24 protein-coding genes are annotated in these 20,947 nt (G+C 70.3%); 11 read left to right on the top strand and 13 right to left on the bottom strand.

Going from position 1 to position 20,947, the window contains the following annotated elements; genetic code table 11:
• The first annotated feature begins 132 nt into the window (after nucleotides 1–132).
• The 5 genes from LT972_RS13040 (at nucleotide 133) to LT972_RS13020 (ending at nucleotide 5,275) form a co-directional block, all read left to right on the top strand.
• A complete protein-coding gene (locus tag LT972_RS13040; RefSeq protein WP_232570818.1) occupies nucleotides 133–1,716 on the top strand; it encodes a S8 family serine peptidase in 1,584 nt (527 codons plus the stop codon).
• Nucleotides 1,717–1,878: 162 nt separating this feature from the next.
• A complete protein-coding gene (locus LT972_RS13035; RefSeq protein WP_232570817.1) occupies nucleotides 1,879–3,864 on the top strand; it encodes an aconitate hydratase in 1,986 nt (661 codons plus the stop codon).
• Nucleotides 3,865–3,951: 87 nt separating this feature from the next.
• A complete protein-coding gene (locus LT972_RS13030; RefSeq protein ID WP_232570816.1) occupies nucleotides 3,952–4,455 on the top strand; it encodes a GNAT family N-acetyltransferase in 504 nt (167 codons plus the stop codon).
• 22 nt (nucleotides 4,456–4,477) lie between these two features.
• Nucleotides 4,478–4,831, top strand: a complete 354-nt coding sequence (locus LT972_RS13025; protein ID WP_232570815.1) for a DUF5810 domain-containing protein — start codon at nucleotides 4,478–4,480, stop codon at nucleotides 4,829–4,831.
• Nucleotides 4,832–4,855: 24 nt separating this feature from the next.
• Nucleotides 4,856–5,275, top strand: coding sequence for a DUF5809 family protein (locus tag LT972_RS13020; RefSeq protein WP_232570814.1), 420 nt, complete (start codon nucleotides 4,856–4,858; stop codon nucleotides 5,273–5,275).
• On the opposite strand, the gene LT972_RS13015 is transcribed toward LT972_RS13020, so the two are convergent.
• On the bottom strand, nucleotides 5,257–5,694 hold the full coding sequence (locus LT972_RS13015) for a metal-dependent transcriptional regulator (protein WP_232570813.1): 438 nt from the start codon (nucleotides 5,692–5,694) through the stop codon (nucleotides 5,257–5,259). The genes LT972_RS13020 and LT972_RS13015 overlap by 19 nt on opposite strands.
• Nucleotides 5,695–5,774: 80 nt before the next feature.
• Between LT972_RS13015 and LT972_RS13010 the strand changes: the two genes are divergently transcribed.
• Both LT972_RS13010 and LT972_RS13005 read left to right on the top strand, forming a co-directional pair.
• The gene (locus tag LT972_RS13010) at nucleotides 5,775–6,350 is read left to right on the top strand and encodes an NUDIX hydrolase (RefSeq protein ID WP_232570812.1); all 576 of its coding nucleotides are present in this window, start codon (nucleotides 5,775–5,777) and stop codon (nucleotides 6,348–6,350) included.
• Between the two features lie 49 nt (nucleotides 6,351–6,399).
• Nucleotides 6,400–6,753 carry a rhodanese-like domain-containing protein gene (locus LT972_RS13005; protein WP_232570811.1) on the top strand — a complete coding sequence of 118 codons (354 nt, stop codon included), beginning with the start codon at nucleotides 6,400–6,402 and terminating at the stop codon, nucleotides 6,751–6,753.
• A gap of 65 nt (nucleotides 6,754–6,818) precedes the next feature.
• Here LT972_RS13005 and yciH read toward each other — a convergent pair whose 3' ends face one another.
• From yciH to LT972_RS12980, 5 genes are all read right to left on the bottom strand, one after another.
• On the bottom strand, nucleotides 6,819–7,112 hold the full coding sequence (gene yciH, locus LT972_RS13000; RefSeq protein WP_232570810.1) for a stress response translation initiation inhibitor YciH: 294 nt from the start codon (nucleotides 7,110–7,112) through the stop codon (nucleotides 6,819–6,821).
• Nucleotides 7,113–7,146: 34 nt separating this feature from the next.
• Entirely contained in the window at nucleotides 7,147–9,348 is a 2,202-nt protein-coding gene (locus LT972_RS12995; protein ID WP_232570809.1) for a transglutaminase family protein, read from the bottom strand.
• Nucleotides 9,345–10,349, bottom strand: coding sequence for a DUF58 domain-containing protein (locus tag LT972_RS12990; protein WP_232570808.1), 1,005 nt, complete (start codon nucleotides 10,347–10,349; stop codon nucleotides 9,345–9,347). The genes LT972_RS12995 and LT972_RS12990 overlap by 4 nt, the downstream gene beginning before the upstream one ends.
• Nucleotide 10,350: 1 nt before the next feature.
• A complete protein-coding gene (locus tag LT972_RS12985) occupies nucleotides 10,351–11,349 on the bottom strand; it encodes an AAA family ATPase (protein WP_232570807.1) in 999 nt (332 codons plus the stop codon).
• Between the two features lie 67 nt (nucleotides 11,350–11,416).
• Nucleotides 11,417–11,641 carry a DUF7573 domain-containing protein gene (locus tag LT972_RS12980; RefSeq protein WP_232570806.1) on the bottom strand — a complete coding sequence of 75 codons (225 nt, stop codon included), beginning with the start codon at nucleotides 11,639–11,641 and terminating at the stop codon, nucleotides 11,417–11,419.
• Between the two features lie 72 nt (nucleotides 11,642–11,713).
• Here LT972_RS12980 and LT972_RS12975 point away from each other — a divergent pair, with 72 nt between their 5' ends.
• The gene (locus LT972_RS12975; protein WP_232570805.1) at nucleotides 11,714–11,923 is read left to right on the top strand and encodes a hypothetical protein; all 210 of its coding nucleotides are present in this window, start codon (nucleotides 11,714–11,716) and stop codon (nucleotides 11,921–11,923) included.
• Here the strand turns inward: LT972_RS12975 and LT972_RS12970 are convergent.
• From LT972_RS12970 to LT972_RS12960, 3 genes are read right to left on the bottom strand one after another with little or no spacing between them, the layout of a single operon-like run.
• On the bottom strand, nucleotides 11,920–12,894 hold the full coding sequence (locus LT972_RS12970; RefSeq protein ID WP_232570804.1) for a 5,10-methylenetetrahydromethanopterin reductase: 975 nt from the start codon (nucleotides 12,892–12,894) through the stop codon (nucleotides 11,920–11,922). The two genes, LT972_RS12975 and LT972_RS12970, sit on opposite strands and share 4 nt — an antisense overlap.
• Nucleotides 12,881–13,642 carry a coenzyme F420-0:L-glutamate ligase gene (locus LT972_RS12965; protein WP_232570803.1) on the bottom strand — a complete coding sequence of 254 codons (762 nt, stop codon included), beginning with the start codon at nucleotides 13,640–13,642 and terminating at the stop codon, nucleotides 12,881–12,883. The genes LT972_RS12970 and LT972_RS12965 overlap by 14 nt, the downstream gene beginning before the upstream one ends.
• A 51-nt stretch (nucleotides 13,643–13,693) precedes the next feature.
• Nucleotides 13,694–14,191 (bottom strand): metallophosphoesterase family protein, encoded by a 498-nt coding sequence (locus LT972_RS12960; protein ID WP_232570802.1) that lies wholly within the window; start codon nucleotides 14,189–14,191, stop codon nucleotides 13,694–13,696.
• Between the two features lie 62 nt (nucleotides 14,192–14,253).
• Here LT972_RS12960 and LT972_RS12955 point away from each other — a divergent pair, with 62 nt between their 5' ends.
• A complete protein-coding gene (locus LT972_RS12955; protein ID WP_232570801.1) occupies nucleotides 14,254–15,468 on the top strand; it encodes an NUDIX domain-containing protein in 1,215 nt (404 codons plus the stop codon).
• Between the two features lie 228 nt (nucleotides 15,469–15,696).
• Here the strand turns inward: LT972_RS12955 and LT972_RS12950 are convergent, their stop codons facing one another.
• The 3 genes from LT972_RS12950 to engB all read right to left on the bottom strand — a co-directional run bounded on the left by LT972_RS12950 (nucleotide 15,697) and on the right by engB (nucleotide 17,646).
• The gene (locus LT972_RS12950; protein ID WP_232570800.1) at nucleotides 15,697–16,233 is read right to left on the bottom strand and encodes a hypothetical protein; all 537 of its coding nucleotides are present in this window, start codon (nucleotides 16,231–16,233) and stop codon (nucleotides 15,697–15,699) included.
• Nucleotides 16,230–16,964, bottom strand: a complete 735-nt coding sequence (locus tag LT972_RS12945) for a DsbA family protein (RefSeq protein WP_232570799.1) — start codon at nucleotides 16,962–16,964, stop codon at nucleotides 16,230–16,232. Before LT972_RS12945 ends, LT972_RS12950 begins: the two co-directional genes overlap by 4 nt.
• A 61-nt stretch (nucleotides 16,965–17,025) precedes the next feature.
• A complete protein-coding gene (gene engB, locus LT972_RS12940) occupies nucleotides 17,026–17,646 on the bottom strand; it encodes a GTP-binding protein EngB (protein WP_232570798.1) in 621 nt (206 codons plus the stop codon).
• A gap of 112 nt (nucleotides 17,647–17,758) precedes the next feature.
• Between engB and LT972_RS12935 the strand changes: the two genes are divergently transcribed.
• Together LT972_RS12935 and LT972_RS12930 are read left to right on the top strand one after the other, a co-directional pair.
• The gene (locus tag LT972_RS12935) at nucleotides 17,759–18,508 is read left to right on the top strand and encodes an SIMPL domain-containing protein (RefSeq protein ID WP_232570797.1); all 750 of its coding nucleotides are present in this window, start codon (nucleotides 17,759–17,761) and stop codon (nucleotides 18,506–18,508) included.
• A 67-nt stretch (nucleotides 18,509–18,575) separates the two neighbouring features.
• Nucleotides 18,576–19,871: a TIGR00341 family protein gene (locus tag LT972_RS12930; RefSeq protein WP_232570796.1), complete on the top strand. Its 1,296-nt coding sequence runs from the start codon at nucleotides 18,576–18,578 to the stop codon at nucleotides 19,869–19,871.
• Nucleotides 19,872–19,906: 35 nt separating this feature from the next.
• On the opposite strand, the gene LT972_RS12925 is transcribed toward LT972_RS12930, so the two are convergent.
• On the bottom strand, nucleotides 19,907–20,893 hold the full coding sequence (locus tag LT972_RS12925) for an NOG1 family protein (protein WP_232570795.1): 987 nt from the start codon (nucleotides 20,891–20,893) through the stop codon (nucleotides 19,907–19,909).
• Between the last annotated feature and the right edge of the window lie 54 nt (nucleotides 20,894–20,947).

Genomic DNA, 20,947 nt, shown 5'->3' with positions numbered 1-20,947 from the left:
AGCCCTGCGCGTTCGGTGCCTACTCTCTGTCGGTTCGGAAACGCCGCGCGAATTTATTTCCGTTCTCAGCGAACTAATTTACGCTAACTCTAGAAAGATATTAAGTTGGGTGGCGCTCACGTGGCGGACGGGATGGCAGACAACACCAACCTCACGCGGCGTAGTTTCCTCGGAGCAACGAGCGCGGCAGTCGGGTCCGTGGCGATGGTCGGCGCGGCGTCCGGGTCGCCCGGCAACGGCGAGGGGCCGGACCGACGCGAGTACATCGTCGGCGTGTCCGGCGCCGAAGACGACCCCGAGGGGTACGTCGAGCAGTTCCTGAAGGGCAACGAGGAGGCAGTGAAAACCAACGACGCGCTGAACGCGACGGTCGTCGGCCTGCCGGAGAACGCGGCCGAGCCCGCCCACGAGAACTTCGTGGAGCGACTGGAGCGCGCGGACGCCGTGAAGTACGTCGAGGAGAACGTCGAACTGCAGGCGCAGGTCGCGCCCAACGACCCGCGGTACGGCGACCAGTACGCCGACCAGCAGGTGAACGCGCCCGAGGCGTGGGACGTGACGTTCGGCGACTCCGGGGTCACCATCGGCGTCGTCGACCAGGGCGTGAAGTACGACCATCCGGACCTCGACGGCAACATGGACGGGTCCGTGTCGAACTACGGGCGGGACTTCGTGGACGACGACAGCGACCCCTACCCGGACGTGCTCGCCGACGAGTACCACGGCACGCACGTCGCCGGCATCTCCGCGGCGGAGACCGACAACGGCGAGGGCGTCACCGGCATCGGGAACTCCAGTGTCCTCTCCGGGCGCGCGCTCTCCGAGCAGGGCTCCGGCTCCACGGCGGACATCGCGGACGCCGTGACGTGGGCGGCCGACCAGGGCGCCGACGTCGTCAACCTCTCGCTGGGCGGCGGCGGATACACGGACACGATGAAAAACGCCGTGTCGTACGCGACGAACAACGGCGCGCTCGTCGTCGCGGCGGCGGGCAACGACGGACAGGGGTCGGTCTCGTATCCGGCGGCCTACTCGGAGTGTCTCGCCGTGAGCGCGCTCGACCCGGACGAGACGCTCGCGTCGTACTCGAACTACGGGAGCGACATCGAACTCGCGGCGCCCGGGACGAACGTGCTGTCGACGTGGACCGACGACGGCTACGACAAGATTTCGGGCACGTCGATGGCGACGCCCGTGGTCGCTGGCGTCGCGGGCCTGACGCTCGCACAGTACGACCTCACGAACGCCGAACTCCGGAGCCACCTGAAGGCGACGGCGGTGGACGTGGGGCTGTCGAGCGACCAGCAGGGTTCGGGGCGCGTCGACGCTGGGAACGCCGTCACGACGACGCCCGGGTCGGGCGGTGGTGGCGACGACGGCGACGGCGGAAGCGGCGACTCCACGACGTCGACGGCCTCCGGCACGCTGTCGAGTAGGTACGACGACAAGTGCTGGACGTACAGTTTCTCGTACAGTTCGCCGAGCGAGGTGGTAATCGAACTGTCCGGGCCGTCGACGGCGGACTTCGATTTGTACGCGAACGACGGCACCGGGACGTGTCCGTCGACGTCGAGTTACGACTACCGGTCGTGGACGACGAACTCCGAGGAGACCATCACCATCACCGACCCCGACACGTCGACGGACCTCCACGTGCTCGTGGACTCCTACGACGGGAGCGGCGACTACACGCTCACCATCACGGAGTACCAGTAGTCCTCGCGGGCCGCCGTCGGACGCCCCGCGTCGGGCGCAAACGCCCACTTCCCGTTCCGTGTTCACACGCCCCAAATAAGGGTGTGGGGTGTGTATAAGGCGAATGCCCGAATCCTGAAACACGCGGGATTTATAATCGTAGAAAGTCCATCTCGGGACGCTATGGGACAGACGCTTACGGAGAAAATTCTCGATGACCACCTCGTCGAGGGCGACCTAGAGCCCGGCGAGGAGATCGGCATCGAGATCGACCAGACGCTCTCCCAGGACACCACTGGGACGATGGTCTGGCTGCAGTTCGAGGCCCTCGAGATGGACGAAGTCCAGACCGAGCTGGCCGCGCAGTACTGCGACCACCAGACCTACCAGTTCGACTTCAAGAACACCGACGACCACCGCTTCCTGCGGTCCGCGGCCGGCACCTACGGCGCGTACTTCTCCCGACCGGGCAACGGCATCTGCCACAACGTCCACAAGGAGAACTTCGCGGCACCCGGCAAGACCCTGCTGGGCTCGGACAGCCACACGCCGACCCCCGGCGGCCTCGGTCAGCTCGCCATCGGCGCGGGCGGCATCGACATCGCCGTCGCGATGGGCGGCGGCGCGTACTTCGTCGAGATGCCGGAAGTCGTCAACGTCCGCCTCGAGGGCGAACTCCCCGAGTGGGCGACCGCGAAGGACGTCATCCTCGAGCTCCTCCGACGCCTCTCCGTGAAGGGCGGCGTCGGCAAGGTGCTCGAGTACACGGGCCCCGGCGTGGAGACGCTCTCCGTTCCGGAGCGCACCACCATCACGAACATGGGCACCGAACTCGGCGCCACCTCCTCCATCTTCCCGACCGACGAGCGCACGGAAGAGTGGATGGAGCAGTTCGACCGCGGCGACGAGTTCGTCGACCTCTCCCCGGACGAGGACGCCGAGTACGCCGACGAGATCGTCGTCGACCTCTCGGACCTCGAACCGCTCATCGCGCAGCCGTCGATGCCGGACAACGTCGTGCCGGTCCGCGAGGTCGCGGGCCAGGACGTCGAGCAGGTCATCGTGGGCTCCTGTACGAACGGCGCCTACGAGGACGTGCTCCCGGCCGCGAAGATGCTCGAAGGCCGCGAAATCGCGAAGGAGACCGAGATGATCGTCGCGCCCGGCTCCAAGCAGGCCTCCGAGATGCTCGCCCGCGAGGGCTGGACGGCCGAGATGATGGCGGCCGGCGTCAACTTCTCCGAGGCGACGTGTGGTGCCTGTATCGGCATCGGTCACGTGCCTGCCTCTGACTCCGTCTCGCTCCGGACGTTCAACCGGAACTTCGAGGGTCGCTCCGGCATCGAGGACGACTCCGTCTTCCTCTGCTCGCCGGAGGTCGCGGCCGCGGCCGCCCTGAAGGGCGAAATCGTGGACCCGCGGGACCTCGCCGACGAACTCGGCGACCTCGAGGACCCCGGCTTCGAGATGGGGACGTCGTACTCCGGCGGCTACGGTGAGGGCGACGCGGACATCATCACGCCCGAGGAGTCCGTCGACGACGAACTCATCAAGGGCCCGAACATCTCCAGTGTGCCCGTCAAGGACCCGCTCGGCTCGGACGCCGGCGGTGAAACCCTCCTGAAGATGGAGGACAACATCACGACGGACCACATCATCCCGGCGACCTCGGACATCCTGAAGTTCCGCTCGAACATCGAGCGCCTCTCCGAGTTCACGCTCTCGCGCATCGACGACACGTTCGCCGAGCGCGCGAAGGCCGCCGAGAGCGGCGTCCTGGTCGCGGGCGAGAACTACGGTCAGGGTTCCTCCCGCGAGCACGCCGCGATGTGCCCGATGTTCCTCGGCGTCGAGGCCGTCCTCGCGCAGAGTTTCGCCCGCATCCACAAGGCGAACCTCTTCAACTTCGGCATCGTCCCGCTCAACATCGACGAGGACACGTACGCCCGCATCGAGCAGGGCGACGACGTCGAAATCGTCGACGACGTGGCTGAGGCCGTCAAGTCCGGCCAGGAGGAGTTCACGGTGCGCGTGAACGACGACTGGGAGGCGACGGCGACCCTCGACGCGTCCGAGCGCGAGCGCCGCACGCTCGCGGCCGGTGGCAAGCTGTCGCTCACGAAGCAGAAACACGACGACAGCGGCGCTGCCAGCCCCGCGGACGACTAAGCGGAATCTCCGTTCTTTCTTTCGACGCGCTCGCCAGCGACAGCCGTGGCCGTAGGTCATTTATCCCGTGTCGCCCTACCGGCTACCGTGACCACCGTCGAGCCAGCGGAGGCAGGCGTCTCGATTCGGCGCGCGACGCGCGCTGACTTGCTCGACGTGTTCCGCATCGAGCAGGCGGTATTCGAGCAGCCGTGGCCGTACTCGGCGTTCGAACAGCAGGTGGGGACGCCGGGCTTTCTCGTGGCCGAGGACGCCCACACCGTGGAGTCGCCGCCACCCGTCTCGGGGTACATCGTCGCCGACGACATCCCGAACCACGGCCGGCCGCTCGGGCACGTCAAAGACCTCGCGGTGCGGCCCGAGCGCCGCGGCGAGGGGGTGGGCGCGGCGCTGTTGCGCCGTGGGTTGTCGGCGCTCGCGTCCCAGGGCGCGCGCAGCGTGAAACTGGAAGTCAGGGAGAGCAACGAGCCCGCGAGGGGGCTCTACGAGAAGTTCGGGTTCGAGTATCTGCGCACGCTCCCGAAGTACTACGCGGACGGCGAGGACGCCTACGTGCTGGTGGCGAGCCTCGAGGACCGTGACGGGTTTTAGGCGGTAGTCCCTCACTTCGGGTATGGGATACGAGTGTCCGGTCTGTGCGTCCGCGGAGGCCGACGGCGAACACCTCGCGAACCACGTCGCGTTCACGGCGCTCGTGCGCGGCGGCGACCACGAGGACTGGCTGGACGAGCACGTGCCGGACTGGGCGGACCGCGACCCGGAGTCGCTGGCGCCCGAGGTGACCGAGCACGCGACGGAGACCGACGTCGAGGTGGCGTCGGCCGAAGCCCACGACCACGAGCCGCCGGCCGTCGAGCGAACGGGGCAGGCCGACCTCTCGGGCGAGGCCGCGAACATTCTGGAGGAAGCCCAAGAACTCACGCGGGAGATGCACGGTAGCGAGAGCGAGGACTCCGAAAGCGAGTAGGGCGTGGGCGCCCCGAACTCGGGTATGACCGAGACGCGCGGCGTGCTCGCGCCCGAGACCGAGAGCGAGGTCCGCGAGCAGTTCGAGGCGGTGGGGCCGGCGGCACAGACAGTCACGCGCGAACTCGCGCGCGAACTCGAACTCTCGAAGGAGGAGTACGACGAGCAAGTCACCGGCGAGGTCGTGGGGACGGCCCGCGACGCGCTGTTCGCGTCGCTGCTGGAAGTCGAAGTGGGAGACTACGAGGCCTTCGAGGCCGCGCAGGACGAGCGCCCCGAGGCCGAGGTGTTCGAGAACGGGAGCAGCGAGGTCGACCGCGCGGCGTGGGTGTACGTGCCGTTCGCGGACGCGTTCGTCGCGACGACGTTCCAGAGCGAACCCGACGCCGCGGTGGCGACTTTGCGCCGCATCGCGTTCGGGCGGTTCTACCGGGAGGCGCTGTAGTCGAACGTACACTCCGCGAAGTCGGCGTCGGGCGCGCGACACTCTCCCGAGCACGGGTGGTCGACGTGGTCTGCGAGCGCGTTCGCCGTCTCCGCGGAGAGCGCTTGGCCGACGGCGTCGGCGTCGAGGTTGTCGAGGTCGAGGTCGTCGGTCGCGAAGTTCTCGACGACGCAGTGTTTCCACATGAGTTCGCGGGTCGCGGCCTCGCCGTCGTCGGTGAGCGTCGCGCCGGCGTAGCGTTCGTAGTCGACGAGCCCGCGCTCTGCGAGGTCGCCGAGGCGCTCGGTGACGGTCGCGGGGTTGACGTCGAGTCGGTCGGCGACCTCGCCGGTCTTCGCGGGCCGCCCCTCGCTCGCGGAGACGAGCAGGATGGCGGTCAGGTATCGACCGGCGCTGTCCGTGAGTTCGACGCCGCTCATCAGTCGTGTGTCCGCCGCTCGGAGGGATAAGGCTGTCCCCGGAGCCGTGAGACTTAGTGGGGGCGCGCGAACCTTCGGGCATGGACCACGACTGGCCGGTGCTCGAATCCGAGACCGAGTACGAGACCGGATGGTACGACGGGGGGTACGACCGCGTCGAACAGCCCGACGGCTCCGCGAAGAACTACTACTGGGCGGCGCTGCCGCCCGCAGTCGTCGTGCTCGCGGTAGACGACGGCGACGTGCTGTTCGTCGACCAGTACCGCCCGACCATTCGCAAGCAGTGCATGGAACTCGTGGCCGGCATCGTGGAGCAAACTGACGACGAGACGCCCGCCAACGAGGTGGCGCCCGCCTCCGACCGCGAGTCATACGTCGCGGCCGGTCGGCGGGAACTCCGCGAGGAGACCGGCTACGAGGCGGGGAACGTCGAGTTCGTCGAGGAGTTCTGGACGGCGACGGGCGTGCTCCGGCACAAGCGCGGCATCGTGTTCGCCGACGACCTCACCGAGGTCGGCCGCGACCTAGACAGCAACGAGTTCCTGTCCGTCGAGCGCGTGCCAATCGAGGACGCGCTCGCCGTCGCTCGCGCGCCGCCGGCGAACGACGCCACCATCGAGGGCATCCTGCTCGCCGAGGCCGACGGCCACCTCTGACGGGTCGCTGACCGCAAGCCCTACCTCCGCGCGCCCCCACCCGTCGTGCATGGACGGCGAAGTCTCCGCCGAGGAACTGGCGGCCGTACTCGACGAGGACGGCGTGCGCGTCGTCGACATCCGGCGGCGCGGCGCGTACGCGCAGGGCCACATCCCGGGCAGCGAGTGCATCCCGTTCGGCGAACTCCCGCAGTCCGTCGACGACCTCGCGGGCGCCGAGCGCGTCGTCACGGTGTGCCCCCACGGCGAGTCGAGCGTGCGCGCCGCGCGCCTCGTCGCGTCCTACGAGGGACTCGACGACGACGCCACGGTCGAGAGTCTCGCCGAGGGGCTGGCCGGCTGGCCGGGCGACCTCGAAGCCGCGTCGAGCGACGAGGGGCCCGCGACGGACGCCCCATTCTAGTCCGGTCGCTCGCACGCGTCGCTACCGAGTAGCGTCGAGAGGAGAGTCAGTGCCGACGGCGGGAGTTAGGCGACGTTGAAGCCCTTGTCGCGGAGGAAGTCCTCCACGCGCCCCGAGTGGTTGCCCTGGAGTTCGATTTCGCCGTCCTCGACTGTGCCCCCGCAGGCGAACTTCGACTTGAGGTCCGAGGACAGGCTGTCGAGGTCGACGTCGCTCGGGTCGAATCCTTCGATGACGGTAACCTCCTTTCCGTAGCGGCGCTCGTCGATGCGGATTTCGATTTGCTGGGACTCTTTGGCGACGTCCTCGCAGACGCAGAGTTCCTCGGGCAACCCGCACGTCGAGCAGACTTCCGACATTACAGGTCGGATTACGAAATCCGTGTATTAAACACTATCGCCGAGGCGACGGGAGGCGGCTGTATTCGCCGGCCAGCGACCGCGCGAGGCGTTTCGCTTCCGCCGCCGTCTCGTCGTCGGCGACTCCCGCGTACCTGGCGCGCTCCCGCAGGTCCGCGACGCGTTCGGCGCGCTCGTCGGCGCGCACGTCGGCGATGTAGTCTCGCACCGTCTCGCCGTCGCCGCGCTCCCGGTGGCGCTTTCCGAGGACGTACTCGACGCGCTCGAAGGCGGCTTCTATCTCCTCGTCGGGGTCGCCGCTCGGGAGCCACCGCAGCCAGAGCGCGCGGTACGCGCGGTCGGCGAGCCCCGTGAACCGGAGCGTCGCGGCGGCGCCGCCGACGAGGACGGCCCAGACGGTGAGCGTCGTCAGCGGCGGGAGCGACGGGCCGCCCCCGCTGTTACCGCCACCGCCCGCCTCCGCGGCGCCCGGCGCGGTGATGTTCGCGACGTTCGCGGTGGTCTGGCCGCCGATGCCGTACTCGGACTGCTCGTCGGGCGCCTCTTGGAGGCCGCTGCGCGTCGACTCGGTCGTCCCGAGGTCCTGGAGCGTCGTGGTGGTCGTGGTCGTCGGCGTCCACGTGCCGTTCTCGCTGCCCGCGGTGTCGACGCCCTCGACGCCGTTCAGGCGCGCTTCCTGCACGCGCTCGTCCTCCGCGGTCGTACGGGAGGCGGCGGGCGTCGGGTCGAAGGTGACCCAGCCGCGGTCGGGCACGTACACCTCGACCCACGCGTGGGAGTCGACGCCGCGCACGACCCACTCGTCCTCGGCGACGCGCTGGCCCTCGGTGAAGCCGACGACGAAGCGCGCCGGAACGCCCTGCGAGCGCAGCATGACGGCCATCGAACTGGCGTAGTACGTGCAGTAGCCGACGTCGCTCTCCAGGACGAACTGGTTCACGAGGTTGTTGCGCGCGCCCCGTGCGTCCAGCGAGTAGCGCTTGTTCGTCTCCAGCCACTGCTCGATTGCGGCCGCCTGCTCGTAGTTCGAGTCGGCGCTCTCCGTGATGCGGTCCGCGAGGTCGACGACCCGGCCGTCCGTGTTCTGTGGCGTCTGGAGGTAGCGCTCGGCGACGGCGTCGGGCACGTCGCCGGTCTCGTCCGCGAGCGTCGCCGGGTCCGAGGGCGGCGCGCGGCTCTCGACCTCATAACTGTCGCCGGGGTACAGCGTCGCGTCGGACACGACGAGACCGCCCTCTGTGATGTCGGCGTCGACGCCGTCGATGCGCTGGGGGACGGGCGCCGCCGGCACCAAGTCGAGCGTCCGTTCGGCGGTGATGCGTTGCGTGATGCGGTCGCCCGACGGCGGCGGCATGTTCTCCTGGGTGCCGACGTCGGCGGTCTGCACCCAGCCCGTGCCGGTGAACCGGTCGTAGACGGCGGTCCGGTAGTACGACGGCTGGTCGGCCTCCACGACGAACTGGACCTTCGGGTCGAGGCGGAGGCTCCCGCCGACGCCGACGTAGCCGTCCGCGCTCACCAGACTCCCCGCGGTCGCCGTCGACGACGACGGCACGAGCGGGGAGCGACCGCCGGGAACGGCGGTGACGGTCGCCGAGCCGACAATCATCAGCGCCAGCACGGCCGCCAACACCTGCGCCTGCCGGCCGCCCGCGCCGTGGTGAGCGAGCGTCCCGAAGCCGACCGCGCCCGCCGCCGCGAGCACGCCGACGAGCGTCACCGTCGTGTTGCTGTCGCCGGTCAGCACGAAGAACGCGAGCGCCGCGGCGGCGATGCCGGCCGCGCGCGTGAACTCGCCGCGCGCCGCGAAGTACGCCGCGAGGAACGTCGGCGCGGGCGCGACCGCGATTGCCCACGCGCCCGCCGCCGGCATCCGCAGCACGGAGTAGCCGGTGAGCAACGCGACCGTGTCCATCGCGACGCGCGTCGGCGACATCGCCGCGAAGTATGCGGGCGGGACCGCCCGGAGGTAGAGCGCGAGCCCGCCGACGAGCAGGGTCGCGGCGAGGCCGAACGCCCACTTCCACGGGAGCGCGCGAAGCACGCCCGCGAGCAGGACGGCGCCCGCGACGGCGCCGAGGAACGTCGCCGTGCCGCCGACCACCGACACCACCTCGTAGAGCACGGAGAGGTACGCGCCGACGACGACGGCGACGCAGGCGCCCGCGACGGCGCTCGCAGCGGACGGTCGCTCCCAGTCGGCGCCGACCGCGGTCCGCAGGTCGGCGACGCTCACGCCGCCACCTCCGCGTCGCTCGCGCTCGTGCGTCCGCCGACGAACTCCTCGTAGCGGTGGTCGTTTCCGGCCACCGTCACCGACACGTGTTCGCCGCTCTCGGGCGCGTGAACGACGATTTCCGCCTCGTCCTTGCGGCGGCGCCGGAGTTTCCCCCGCTGGAAGCCCGCGAGCACGCCGAGCACGCGCCGCCGGTGGGGGTCCCCGCTCGCCGGGTCGAGCGCGCCGTTCGGCGTGGCGACGCCGACCGAGACGCCGGCGTCGAGGAGGTGGGCGGCGATGCTCGCGGCGGCCTCCGCGACGGAGTCCGCGCGCGGCCCGAGGGACTCCGCGGCGATGGTGACGCGGTCGGTCGCGCCCTCACCGGCGTACTCGGTGACCGCGAGGCTGCCGGGGTGTTTCGCGCTCGCCTTCCAGTTCACGTCCCGGAGCGGGTCGCCGCGCTCGTACTCGCGGACGCCCGCGAACTGCTCGCGCTCGTCCGTGATGCCGACGTAGCCCCGAATCAGGGACGCCGTGTCGTCGAGGCCGTGGACGCGCGGGAACACCGTCACCGTCTGCGGGTCGGCCGCGACGAATTCGACCTCCCAGAGGCCGAACGGGTCGGTCGCGGTGACGAAACACGGGCCGACGGCGTGGACGCCGCGGCGCGCGAGCTCCACGTCGTACGCGAGTTCGCGGCCGTCGATTTCGGTGGCGAGTTCGCTGTCTCCGCGCAGCCCGTCGGCAAGCGAGTCACGCACCGTCGCCGGATACGACCGGTCGGCGTCCACGAGGAGTTCGACGGTTCGGTGGTCGCCCTGGTGGCCCTCGCGGGGCGTGACGCGCTCGACGCCGGGTTCGGGAATCGACCGGGCGTAGACGTGCGTGGCGACGAGCAACGCGGCCGCCGGCACGACGACGGCGTTCAGGCTCCGGCCGCCGAACCCGTAGCCGAGCGCGACGCCGAGGAGGGCGACCGCGAGCACCACTTGCCCGCGGCGAGTGAGTGCGGGCGCCATCTCACTCGGGGTTCACGGTGTCGAGCGCGCGCTGGACGAGCGTGCGCGCGGCCTCGCCGCCGAGCGTGCCGCCCGCTTCCGTGCGGATGCGGTGGGCGAGCGCCTCGCGCGCCTCGGCCTGCACGTCGTCGGGAACCACGTAGTCGCGGCCATCGAGGACCGCGCGGCCCTGTGCGGCCCGGAGCAGGGAGATGGAGCCGCGGGGGCTCACGCCGAGCGCGGCGTGGTCGCGGGTGTAGCGCGCGAGTTCCGTGACGTACGCCTTCACGGGCCGGGACACCTCGACGGCGCCCGTGGCGGCGCGGGCGCGCCGCAGGTCCTCGACGCCGGCGACGGCTTCGATGTCGTCGATGGGGTGGCCGCCGACGACGCGGTCGAGGACGTCCACTTCCTCCTCGCGGTCGGGGTAGCCGAGGCTGAGTTTCTTCATGAAGCGGTCGAGTTCCGCGACCGGGAGTTCGTAGGTGCGGTCGCGCTCGACGGAGTTCTGGGTCGCGATGACGAGGAAGGGGTCGGGGAGGGCGCGCGTGTCGCCGTCGGCGGTCACCTGCTCTTCCTCCATCGCTTCGAGCAGGGAGGACTGCGTCTTGGGGGGCGCGCGGTTGATTTCGTCGGCGAGCAGGACGTTCGCGAACACGGGGCCAGGCTGGAATTCGAACTCGCGGGTCTTCTCGTTGAAGACGTTCACGCCGGTCACGTCCGTCGGGAGGAGGTCGGGAGTGAACTGGACGCGCCGGAAGTCGCCGTCGAAGGAGCGAGCGACCGCCCGCGCGAGCATCGTCTTCCCGACGCCCGGCACGTCTTCGAGGAGGACGTGCCCGCCGCCGAGGACGGCCGTCAGGACGTGCTCGACGACGTCGCGCTTGTCGACGATGACCGTCTCGATGTTCTCGACGACGCCGTGAGCGAGGTCGCTGGCCTCCGACACCGACATCGGGGCCGGGGCGTCGGCGTGTGTCCGCGGGTCCGCGACGGCGCGAGTATCGTGTGCATCTGTCATGGTGTAGCGTTGGGGGAACCGGCGGGGAGTCGACTGTCGAAGGGTAGGGGAGGAAATACTTGTATGTTTATTGGTCGCACGCCTCGCTGCCGGTTGTCGTCCACGGCACGCAGTCCGCACAGACGCGCTCGCCGTCGGCCGTCCAGCGACGCGCCGCCGACTCGCCGCAGGCCGAACACGCCGCGTCCGCGCGCCACGAACTCGTCACCGGCGCGGGGTCGGTGCGCTCACCGTCGTCGTTCGACTCGGCCGCCCGGTCGCCGAACGCGTCGAGTGTGGCGTCGTCTGACACGGGTCGGCGTTCGGCCGCCACCGGCATAACGCTCCCGGAGCATCTAAGGCGCCGGCCCCGCGAACTCGAAGCATGGTTTGGGTTATCGACAACGTCACCTCGATGGTCGACCACTTCGCGACCGCCGCCAGCACCGACCCGCTATCGGCGGCGCTCATCGCGCTCGGCGGCCTCTTCGTCACCGTCTCCGCGGGCGCGTTCGGCGTGCTCGCGCTCGGCGGCCTGCTCTCGGAACTCGTGCCGGACGCCGCGACCAAGCGCACGCGCCGCCAGCGTTCCTAGACGCCGGCCGCGTCGAACGCCTCGCCGAGTAGCCTGACTGCGTTCTCGCGGTCCGGGCCGAGTGGCGACCCCGCGACCACGCTGTCAACGTGTTCGCCGACGGCCGCCAACTGCTCGGCGACCGACTCGGGGTCGCCCGCGAGACAGAACGCCGTCAGCATCGCGTCGGTCACCAGGCCGAAGGCCTCGGAGAACTCGCCCGCCTCGATTTTCTCGCCGATTCGTTCCGCGCGCTCGCGGTCGATGTCGTGCCGGTCGAGCACGGGCGGCGCCGCGCCCGCCGCGATGAACGCCACCGGTGGCCGCGCCGCCGCGAGCGCCTCGTCGGCGTCCTCGGCTATCGACACCGACGCAAACGCCGCCACGTCCACCTCGCCCTCGACGACCCGGTCTTCGGCGCCCTCGGCGACGCGGTCCGCCGACCACGCCAAGTCGCGGGGGTGGCTCGCGTTCACCAGCACGCCGTCCGCGTGCTTCCCCGCCATCCGGAGCATGTGCGGGCCCTGCGCCCCGACGTAGACGGGAATCTCGCCCGCATCGTAGTTCAGGCCGGCGTCCCGCGCCACGAACGTCCCGTCGTGGTCGACGCGCTCGCCGTCCCAGAGGTCCTGTGCGACCTTGAACGCCTCCAGCACGCGCCGGAGCGGCTTCTCTCGCTCGAACCCGAGATTCGACAGCGTCGACGCGTCGCCAGCGCCCACGCCGAACACCGCGCGCCCGCCGCTGGCCTCGTCGAGCGTCGCCACCTGCGAGGCGAGTTTCACGGGGTGGGTCTCGTAGGGGTTCGCGACGCCCGGCCCGACGCGCACCGACTCGGTCGCCGCCGCCACCCGGTCGAGCGCGACGAACGGGTCGCGGTTGTTGTAGTGACACGACGCGAACACCGAGTCGAAGCCCGCGTCCTCCGCCAGCGCGCCCAGTTCGGCGACCTCGCTCACGGGAATCTCGGGCGTCAGTTCAATCCCGCGCATACTCCCACCCCCGGAGCGCCTGCCGCACGAAGTCGCCCTCGACCTCCCGGTAGAGCGCGTCGCTCCCGCCGTGGTCGCCGAACGCGAACTCACGAACCACGACCACGGGCGTCCCGCCGTCGCCCTCGCCGGAGACGAGGTTCGCCGTCGCCGCGAGTTCGTCCACGACGCTCTCCACGGTCACTTCGAGTTCGTGGCCGTCGCGGTCCGTCTCCCCGCGCCAGTCGCGGGACGCCGGCATCCCCGCCCACCCGAGCGCGACGCCACGTTGGCCGTGTCGGAACGGCCGCCCCGAGGTGTCGGTCACCACGACGGCCACGTCGGCGTCCAGCCCCGAACGGATTCGCTCGGCGCTCTCGGAGGGGTTCTCTGGTAACAACAGCAACTCGGCGTCGCCCGTGTTCGAGCGGTCGATGCCGGCGTTCACGCCGACGTGCCCGAACCGCGTCTCCGTCAGCAGGAACGGCGCCTCCATCAGCAGGTCGACGGACTCCTCTAAGACGGCCTGCGCGAACCGCGGGTCCTTCTCGTCGCCCGTCGCGGCCTCCAGTTCCGAGGCGATTTCGCGGGCGCGCGGTCCCGCCGGGAAGTCCGCGAGCGACGCCGTCCGCCCCTCGGCCTTCGACACCACGGTGCTGGCGACGCAGACCACGTCGCCGTCCTCCAGTTCGGCGCGGTCGCCGACCAGCGCGGCGAGGTCGTCCCCCGGCCGCACCTCCGGCAGCCCCGACACCGCAAACGCGTGCATATCACCGGGTTCGACGCCACCGACAAAAGCCCCGGCGGTACCGGAGACGACTCACTCCCAGCGCGGCGTCACGTCCGCGTCCTCGCCCTCGACGTCTACGAGCAGCAGCGACGCCGAATCCGCTGGCTCCGCACCCGTCGCGCTCCCCGGGTTCAGGAGGCGCACGTCCCCGACGGTCCAGTCCCGGAGTTCGTGGGTGTGCCCGCAGACGCCGACGGCGTCGGGGTCGTCGCGGGCCCCCCGAATCTTCTCGGCGACGCGGTCGTCGTAGCCCGCGAGCCGCCCGGTGCCATGCGTGACGACGAACTGCACGTCCTCGACCCACACCGTCTCGACCGCCGGGAGTTGGAGGCCGCGCGGGTCCGTGTTCCCGTGGACGGCCACGAGGTCGTCCGCGAGGTCTCGCACCGTCTCGTACGCCTCGCGGCTGTCGAAGTCGCCGGCGTGAATCACGAGGTCGGCGTCCTCCATCTCGTTCGCCGCGAAGTCCGGAATCTCGGGCGCCCGCGACGGCACGTGCGTGTCGCTGACGATTACCACGGTTTGCATGCGTGAACGTTCGGCGCCGACCGGCAAATAGGTTCAAGCGCGACGCGGCCCACGCTCCCGACATGGCGACCGACGTGGTGACCGTGTTCCTCCGACACGGCCCGGACGTGCTCTTGCTCCGACGGAGCGACGCGGTCGGCTCCTACCCAGGCAAGTGGGGCGCCGTCGCTGGCCACGCCGAGGGCGACCCGGACGCGCTCGCCCGCGAGGAAATCGCCGAGGAGACCGGGCTGACCGACGCGACGCTCGTCAGGCACGGCGACCCGTTCGCGGTCGACGACCCCGACCACGGCACGTGGCTCGTCCACCCCTTCCTGTTCGACGTGCCCTCGCGGGCGGTGACGACGAACTACGAGACCGCGGAACACGAGTGGGTGCCGGCGACCGAGATTCGGCGCCGCGACACCGTCCCCGACCTCTGGGCGTCCTACGACGCCGTGCGTCCGACCGCCGAGAGCGTCGCGGGCGACGGCGAACACGGGTCGGCGTACCTCTCGCTGCGAGCGCTGGACGTGCTCCGCGACGAGGCGGCGGTCGCCGACGACTGGGACGCTGTCGCCGAGACGGCGCGCGCGCTGCTCGACGCGAAACCGGGGATGGCGGTCGTCCGGAACCGCGTGAACCGCGCGATGCACGCGGCCGACGGGCGGACGCCCGAGGCGGTCGAGGCCAGCGCGCGCCGGGTGGCCGGGGAAGCCGCCGAAGCGGACGACCGCGCCGCCAGCGAGGCCGCCGCCGAACTCGGGGACGCGAGCGTGGTGTTCACGCTCTCCCGGTCGGGGACCGTGCTCGCGGCGCTCCGCGAGTATGAACCCGACCGCGTCTGGGTCGCCGAATCCCGACCCGGAAGCGAGGGCGTCGGCGTCGCCGAGGAGTTGGCCGACGCGACGGCGGTGACGCTCACGACGGACGCGAACGTTCCGGCGGCCGTCGCGGCCTGCGACGCCGTTCTCGCGGGCGCGGACGCCGTCTTCCCGGACGGACGCGTCGTCAACAAGGTCGGCACGCGCGGAGTGGCGCTCGCCGCGCGCGATGCGGACGTGTCCGTACTCGTGGCGTGTGCCGCGGACAAGGTCGCGCCCGAGGAACTACCAATCGAGGGTGGCGACCCGGCGACACTCTACGGCGGCGAGGCGCCGATTTCGGTCGAGAATCCGGTGTTCGAGGCGGTGCCGGCGCGACTCGTCGACCGCGTCGTCACCGAGGACGGTGCGCTGAACGTCGGCGGCGTCGCCGCCGCGGCGGCCGAACGCCGCGCGTGGGCGGACTGGGAGTGAAAGGGTCTTGTCCGGGGCCGCCCAACGGACTCGCGGGCGACGGTGACGAGGAGTTACCCCCTCCGAGCCCCTTGTGACGAGGCCTTTCTCCCGAGTCGCCCCCTCGATTTCGTGCAGACGGCCGTCCCGCCCGCGAGCCGTCCGGCCGTCGTTCCGAAGTGGTCGGCTCGCGGTGACTGTCACGTCACGGGGCGGCGTGGTCGCGTCCCCGTACTTGAGGCTACGCCGTCACTCGACCGGCGCTCCGCGGTCGACGCTGCAGTTCCGCGGGTCGCCCGTGCGGGCGAGAAACCACACCAGCACCGCGATACCCGCGAACCGCAGGAGGTTGCCGTGGAACGGGAGCGCGGCGAGCGCGCCCGCGAACCCGAACAGGCCGAGCAGGCCCGCGCCGCAACTCGCACACCCTGACGCTACGAGACCGGGGAGGACGCCGGTGACGCCGCCGGCGCCGGACTGGTCGCCGTACCGGAGTTGGCCGACGGCGGCGACGACGGCGACGCCGGTCGTCAGCGCGTACAACACGACCAGCGCGAACCCCACGGTGCCCGCCGTCGCCGCCGTGTTCTCGGACAGCGCGACGAGCGCGTCGTCCACGTACGCCACGTCGGCGCGCACCATCTGGGCGGTGTACGACGGGAACGCGCTCAACACGAGCACGCCGTACGCCACTGCCGCGGCGACCGACGCACCGAGGACGCGTCGTCCCGTCGAGCAGGCGTACCCGAACGCCGCCAGCAGTCCGGTCGCGGTCGCTCGCGTCATGCGTCTCGGATGCGCTCTACCGCGGTCTGGAACCGCGAGTACGGTTGTGCGCCGACGACCCGGCCGGCTTTCTCTGTTCCTCGCTTGACGAACACCGACGTCGGCGTCGCCCGGACGCCGTACGTCTTTCCTCGCTCTACGTCCGCCGCGATGCTGTCCCGAATCGCCTCGCCGTGGTCGTCCGCGCACGCCTCGACGGCCGCCGCGTCCACGCCGTCCACGTCCTCGGCGATGCCGAGGAGGTTCTCCCGCGACGCCCACCCCGAGTTCGGCTGGCCCTGCTCGTCGAACAGCGTGGTGTGCCACCGCCACCACGCCTGCGGGTCCGACTCGCGGACCTGCCGCCACACGCACCGGTCGAGGACGGCCGCCGTCGTCGACGCCGGGCCGATGTTCGGGAACTCCACGAACACGAGGCGGGCGGTGCCAGACGACACCTCGTTCGAGACGAGTTTCGGGAGCGCGTTCTGCTCGAAGCGCCCGCAGAACGGGCACTGGTAGTCAGTGTAGTAGTAGACGTCCACGGGCGCGTCCATCGACCCCATCACCGGGTGACCGTCGAGGTCGAGGCCGAGACTCGTCGTCTCCGTGGTGTGGTGGAGGGGCGCGGACGACGCGCCGTCGCCGCCAGTCGAGAGTTTCGACATCCCGTAGCCGGCACCCCCGGTGATGGCGAGGGCGCCCGCGAGACCGAGCAGGCCGCGTCGCGTCGTCTCGTCGAGGCGACTCATCGTCCCTAGACGCTCGTCGGGGCTCCGTAAGCGCTGGGTTCGCGGACCAGAATGCTGCCGGTCACGCGAAGAACTTCTTCAGGTCGTCGCGCTTCGCGGCTTCGAGGTGGCTCTTCATCGCGTCCTCGAAGGGACCGATCTTCCCCTTCTTCGCGGTGATGGGCGCGATGACGTCCCGCCACTGCTTCCACGGCGGGTAGAGGCCGAGGCGGTCCGCGATGTCGTTCAAGCGCTCGTCGCGGTCCGGGACTTTGTCCATCTTGTTCACGGCGACGACCGGCTGGATGCCGAGTTCCTCGAGGAGGTAGTAGAGTTCCACGACGTGGGGAATCTCGTCGTCGCCGCTGTGGCGGTCGATGATGTCGACGGCGGCCTTCCCGTCGAGGACGAGCACGCCGACCATGACGTTCTCGGCGTACTCCTCGACGTACTGCACGACCTCCGTCTTGATGGCCTCCTCGTGGCCCTCCTCGACGCCCTGCATGTAGCCGAAGCCCGGCAGGTCGGTGACCATGAAGTCCTCGCTCGCCCAGTCGAAGTGGTTGGGTTCGCGCGTGACGCCGGGTTTCTGTCCCGTGGGGACCTTGTGGCCCGTAATCTCGCGCATCAGCGTGGACTTCCCGACGTTCGACCGGCCGACGAGCACGACCTCGTCGCTCCGGTCGGGGCGGTTCTCGAACATACTCGCTGTTGCCCGCGAACGGGGTTAAGTCCCGCGTCACCGGCTCGAACGCTCAAACGACCCTTTCAGTCCCAGAGACCTTCAAGAGGTGTTGTGTCGTAGACAGTCTCGTATGCAACGGAAGACACTCCTGATGGCCGTCCTCGGTTCGGCCCTGCTCGTGAGCGCCGGCGTCGCCGGCGCGCTCGCGCTCGGCAGCGGCTCCGCCGCGGCCAGCCAGCCCGACCAGTCCGGCAAGTCGATTACCGTCTCCGCGAACGGCCAGGTCGAGGCCACGCCCGACCAGGCCATCGTGCGCGTCGCCGTCACCGCGACCGGCGACGACTCGACGGCGGTCCGCGAGGAACTCGCGTCCGGCGCCGAATCGCTCCGCAGCGCGCTCGAAGACTACGGCATCGCGTCCGAGGACATCCGCACCGCGCACTACGACATCCGCGAGGAACGCGAGCGCACGCCCGAAGGCACCGAGACCCGCGGCTACCGCGGCGTCCACGCGTTCGAAATCACGCTCGCTGACACCGAGGCCGCCGGCGAAGTCATCGACCTCGCCGTCGAGAACGGCGCCGACACGGTCAACGGCGTCTCCTTCACGCTCTCCGAGGAGAAACGCGAAGAACTCCACAACGAGGCGCTGACGAAGGCGATGGAGAACGCGCGCAACCGCGCCGACACGCTCGCCGCCGCCGGCAGCGTCTCCGTCACGGGCGTCCACACCATCGTCTCCGCGGACACGAACTACCGCGGCTACCGCGTCGAAGCGGCGTACGCGAGCGCGGGCGGCGACGCCGGTACGTCCATCCAGTCCGGTCCCGTCACCGTCACCGCCGACGTGCGCGTGACGTACAACGCGACCGCCGCGTAACGCTGCCGACCCGAGAGACGGCACTCGCCCCTGAACGCTTTTCTTCGCCCCCCCTCAATCGGGAGGCGTGCGACTCGTACAGGTGACGGTGCCCGCGGGGAAACGCGACGCCGTCCTCGGCGTCCTCGACGACGAGGGCATCGACTACGTCGTGACCGACGAGACGAGCGGCCGCGAGTACACCGCGGTCGTCCACTTCCCGCTCCCGACGGAGGCCGTCGAAGAAGTCCTCGAATCGCTCCGGAGCGTGGGACTCTCCGAGGACGCGTACACGGTCGTCGTGGACGCCGAGACGGTCGTCTCCCGGCGGTTCGAGGAACTGGAGGCGCGCTACGAGGTGGACGCGGAGAACGGCGACCGCATCGCCCGCGAGGAACTGGTGGCGCGCGCCGAGGACCTCGCGCCGTCCCGGCAGACGTACGTCGTGATGACCGTCGTCAGCACCGTCATCGCGACCGCCGGCCTGCTGTTGAACTCGCCGGCGACTGTCGTCGGGTCGATGGTCATCGCGCCCCTGCTCGGCCCGGCGATGTCCGCGAGCGTCGGCACCGTCGTCAACGACGAGGACCTGTTCCGGCGGGGCGTCCGCCTCCAGTTGGTCGGCGTCGCGCTCGCGATACTCGGGTCGACGGCGTTCGCGCTGTTCGTGAAGGAGACGAACGTCGTGCCGCCCGGCCTCGACGTGCTCTCGCTCACCGAGGTCAGAGAGCGCCTGCGCCCGGACTTCCTCTCGCTCGTCGTCGCGCTCGGCGCCGGCGTCGCGGGCGCGTTCAGCCTGATGACCGGCGTCTCCGCGGCGCTCGTCGGCGTCGCCATCGCCGTGGCGCTCATCCCGCCGGCAGCCGCCGTCGGCATCGGCGTCGCGTGGAACATCCCGACGCTCGCCGTCGGGTCCTCGATTCTCGTCGCGGTGAACGTTCTCTCCATCAACCTCGCGGCGCTCGTCGTGCTGTGGTACTCGGGCTATCGGCCCGAGCGGTTCTTCCGCGTCGGCGAAGCGCGGTCCTCGCTCGTGAAGCGCGTCGCCGTGCTCGCAATCGCCATCGCGGTGCTGTCGGCGTTCCTCGGCGGCGTCACGTTCGCGTCCTTCGAGTCGGCGTCCACCGAGCAGGCCATCAACGACGCCGTCGACGACGTCGTGGCCGAGGACGGGTATCCGGGCGTCACGCTACTGGACACGCGCTTCGAGTACGAGCGCGGCCTCATCGTCCGCCAGCCACAGACCGTCGTCGTCACACTCGGCGTGCCGCCCGACGCCGACTACCCCGACCTCCCAGAACAGTTGAACGACCGCATCGACGAGCGCGCCGGCCGCGACCTCGCTGTCGAAGTCAGGTACGTCGAAGTCGAGCGCGTGGACTGACGCGAGAACGGTCGGACCGACGACCTCGACGTCGCCTAGGAGTCCTCGAAGGGCAGTTCGGGCTCGTACCCCGCCGCTTCGACCGCCGCGTCGAGCGCGTCCTCGACGCCCTCGCCTTCCTCGATACTCATGTAGCAGTCGGCCTCCACGTCCTCGGAGAGGTCGGTCTTGTTGCAGACCGTGACCAGCGGCGTGTCGCCGAAGCGGTCGGCGACCTCCGCGCGGAGCGCGCGCTGGTCGTCGAGGGGGTAGCCACACGTCCCGCTCGGGTCGAGGAAGAACAAGATGACGTCGCCGGCGTGGGCGAGCGCGGAGACCGCCTGGTCCTCGATTTCGTTGCGCTCGTCGGCCGGTCGGTCGAGCAGACCCGGCGTGTCCACGAGTTGCCAGCGCACGCGGTCGTTCTCGAAGTGGCCGACGCGCACGCCCTTCGTCGTGAACGGGTACTCCGCGGTCTCGATTTTGGCGTTCGTCACGGTGTTCACGAACGACGACTTCCCGACGTTCGGGTAGCCCGCGACGACCACGGTCGGTTCGTCCGGCCGGATGTCCGGTAGCACCTTCAGCGCGTCACGCGCCCGCCCGACGGCGTCGAGGTCGTCCTCGACCTGGTTCATCACGGAGCCCATCCGCGCGAACCCCTGCTTGCGAATCTTCCGGGCGGCGTCCGCGTCGTGCGGGAGTTTCCCGATGTACTCGCGGCCGAGGTCGTGGGTCTTCTTCGACGCCCACGAGAGTTCCGAGAGGTGCTTGCGGAGTCTGTCCACGCCCTCGTCGTCGGCGAACTCGTCTCGCAGGATGGCGTCCGCGAGTTCGTAGTAGAACTCGTCGACGTGGTCGAAGTCCGGCCACTCCGTCACGACGTTGTGGAGGTTGTCCCCGAGGATGTTCGAGGAGGTCTGGAGCATCGACTCCTGTGCCTCCCGGCCCTGCTTGGCGCGCCCCGCGCGTGCCGCCCGGGAGAACGCCTTGTCGAGGAGTTCCTCCGACGTGGGGGTCGTCGGTAGGTTCTCGAAAATCATGGCCGTCGGTAGACGCGCGACACGTAAAAGGCCACGTATCGGCGCGCGAGGCTT

The organism is Halobacterium litoreum, assembly GCF_021233415.1.
GTDB classification, from domain to species: Archaea; Halobacteriota; Halobacteria; order Halobacteriales; family Halobacteriaceae; genus Halobacterium; species Halobacterium litoreum.
Note: the sequence above shows the minus strand (reverse complement) of the source record. Positions and strands in the feature narration are given on the sequence as shown.